The organism is Paraconexibacter sp., from assembly GCF_041602235.1.
In the GTDB taxonomy this organism is placed as follows: Bacteria; Actinomycetota; Thermoleophilia; order Solirubrobacterales; family Solirubrobacteraceae; genus Paraconexibacter.
Genome location: NZ_JBFIGP010000381.1, coordinates 1 through 2,879, shown reverse-complemented (window position 1 = coordinate 2,879; position 2,879 = coordinate 1). Strand labels below are relative to the sequence as shown.

The window sequence follows — 2,879 nt, the reverse complement described above, 5'->3', positions numbered from 1 at the left end:
CCGGCGACGACCGCGCGCGCACTCCGGGCCACCGGACGCAGGTCGTCGAGCGCCGGCGCCAGGCTCGGTCCCAGCCGTCGCAGATCCGCGACGAGCGGGCGGGCCTCGCCCACGAGCGGCTGGGCCGTGCGCAGCGCGCGGTCGGCGCTGTCCAGGAGCAGCGGAAGCTCGCGCAGGCCCTCGGAGAGGCCGGTCTGGGCCGCCGCGGTGGCCGCCAACGTGGCCCGGCCGGCGCTCACCAGGCGGGAGATCTGCGCGTCGTGCGTGCCGAGCGCCTCGAACGCCTTGCGGCCGTCCAGGACGACCCCGGCGACCGTGCGCTGCTGACCGTCCAGCAGGTCGCCCAGACCCCGGAGCTCCGCGGTCAGCGCATCGAGCCGTCCGAGCGTGGCCGAGACCCGGGCCGAGGTTCGGGGGCTGCGGGCGCCACGGGCGAACGTGGCGGTCATCGCCTGGATGTCCCGCTGCGCACCCTCGCCGAAGGCGGCGAGGGCCTCGTCGAGCTCGACCGACTCGCGCACCTGCGATCGGGGCAGCTCCCCACCCGTGCGGAGCGGCGCGCCCGGCCGGTCGAGGTCGAGGTCGAGGTACGCCTCACCCAGCAGGGTCTTCTGGCCGACGCGTGCGGTGGCGGTGCGGGGGATCGGGGCGTACCGGTCCCGGATGGTGATCTCGATGCGCGCCGCCGAGCCGGTGCGGCGGATCGTCGCGATCTCACCGACCTTCACGCCGCGGACCAGGACGTCGGACTTGTTGGCGAGCCCCTGAGCATCGGGGACCGTCATCGCCACCCGGTAGGCCGGTCCGCCGACCGAGACCGACGGCCCGCCGAACCGTCCCATCAGGTACACGAACAACGCGGCCGAGAGGGCGACGACGATCAGCGTCCAGACTGCACCGCGGATCGGGATGGCGAGTCTCACGGCGCGTCCCTCCCGTCGCGTGGGGCCAGGCCCGCGCGTCGTGCGCGGCCGGCGTCCGACAGCAGGCGCCCTGCGCGGCGTCGTGCGCCCTGCGCGTCCCCGGCGGGTGCGTCGGCCGACCGCAGGGAACCGGGCAGGCCGGGGATCAGGTAGCGCACCAGACAGGCGACCGCGTTCGTGCCGCAGGCCTTGGCCAGCGCACGGACCGCATCGAGCTTGAGCGCCCGCAGTCGCGCCCCCGACGCGCCCGCCTCCCCGAACCCGGCCGGGTCGAAGGCCTCGAAGAACCCCAGCCCGCGCAGGATCTGACCGTTCGCGTCGGAGGTGGAGAACACCCCGCTGAAGCGCGCGCCGAGCAGGCCGATCCCGGTCTTGTTGTCGTCGATGTCCCGCAGGACCGGGGTCAGCCGCTCGACCGACGGCGTGAGCCCGCTCGCCGCCGGGCGCAGGGAGGTCAGCGCGTCGCGCAGGCTTCGCGCGGGGGCGCGCCCGTCCCGGGCGACCGGCTCGAGGTCCGCGAGCAGCCCGCGGGCCGACGGCACGAGATCGCGGACGGCGGACAGGGCACGGGGCAGGCGGCGGGCCGACGGGCGCAGGCCATCGAGGGCGGGGACGAGCGGGTCGGCCAGCACGCGGGTCTGCGTGAGCGCGGTGTCGACCGCCGCCAGTGCTCCCGGCAGCGCGCGGATCGTCTGCGCCAGCTCGCGCTCCCGCGCACCGGTGACGGCGACGGTGCGCTCTCCCGCCGCGAGCACGGTGCGCAGCGCCGCACGACGGTCGGCGAGGGTGCCGAACACCTGGTCGAGCTCGGTCACGAGGCGGGCGAGCTGACGGCTGCGGTCGTTGAGCGCCCGCGCGACCCGTCTCGTGCTCGTCATCGCCGGACCGAGCTCCCGCAGCGCCCGGCGCAGCGGCGTCGCGCCCTTGGTCAGCCCGGTGTCGAGCTGCCCGAGCAGGATCTGCAGCTGGGCGCGGGTGTCGGCGTCGAGCGTGCTGAGGACCTGGTCCAGGCCGACGGGGGCGGCGCGGTGATCGGCGGCGAGGCGCTGGCCCTGCCCGAGAGGCGCGCTCGCGCTGCCGGGCACGAGCTCGACGGTGTTGTCCTGCAGGGCCGACCGCGGCTGGACGACGACCGTCGCGTCGCGCCGCAACCGGCCGCGCGTCCCGGGGTCGACGGTCAGGGTCGCGACCGCGCGTCGGTCGGCGTACCGCACGTCGGTCACCTCGCCGACGCGGACGCCCGCGATCGTCACGGGGTGGCGGTCCTCGCTGTTGAGGCCACCGGCGTCGACGAACGCGACCTCGATGGTCTCGGTATCGCTGAGGAGCGGTACCCGCACCTTGTCGCCCTGCAGCAGGTACCCCACGAACGCCACGGCGACGAGCGCCTGCAGCGCGATGATCAGCCGGCCCAGCGGCAGCCGGCGCTGGCCGCGATCCGCCGCGCTCATGGTGCGCACCCCCCGTTGGCGGCGAGGGTCTGCGCGAGCGGCGCGGCTGCGCCGGTGAGCGCCGAGCAGGGCGGCAGCGGGTACCCGGCCCCCGTGAAGAACCGCGCGTTGAAGCGCATGAAGTGCCCGGGGCCGGTGCTCGGGGGCTGCGCCTGCGCCGCGGTCTGGAACCCGCGGGACGCTCCACCGCCACCCTGGAACAGGCTCAGGAACTGCAGGTAGGCGGGCACGCCCAGGTCCGTGGGCTTGAGCAGTTCGGGCAGCAGCGAGTCGTTGAGGATGGGGAGCGTCGGCCGCAGCGCTTCCAGCAGCGAGCGTCCAGGCGCGGCAGCCCGGCCGCCCGCGGACACGGCGCTGCGCAGGTCGCGCAGCAGCGGCGTCGTGTCGCGCAGCACCGGTGGCGCCTCACGGAGCAGTGGGGTCAGCGCGCCGGTCGTGGGTGGCACCGCCCGCAGGGTCGGACGCAGCTCGGTCCCGACGTCCCGCAGGGTCGTGACGAGCGTGG

At 76.0% G+C, this 2,879-nt stretch carries 2 protein-coding genes and 1 pseudogene; all 3 read right to left on the bottom strand.

Annotated elements, in window-relative coordinates; translation table 11 throughout:
* On the bottom strand, window positions 1-923 hold a 923-nt coding region (locus ABYE80_RS19260; protein WP_372791929.1), incomplete at its 3' end, for an MlaD family protein.
* Window positions 920-2,374, bottom strand: a complete 1,455-nt coding sequence (locus tag ABYE80_RS19255) for an MlaD family protein (protein WP_372791928.1) — start codon at window positions 2,372-2,374, stop codon at window positions 920-922. The genes ABYE80_RS19255 and ABYE80_RS19260, both read right to left, overlap by 4 nt.
* Window positions 2,371-2,879 (bottom strand): annotated as a pseudogene (locus ABYE80_RS19250) (hypothetical protein); the annotation flags it as partial. The pseudogene ABYE80_RS19250 and the gene ABYE80_RS19255, both read right to left, overlap by 4 nt.

Coding starts and splice junctions, on each gene's coding strand:
- ABYE80_RS19255 (WP_372791928.1), bottom strand. CDS start 2,374: ATGAGCGCGGCGGATCGCGGCCAGCGCCGGCTGCCGCTGGGCCGGCTG.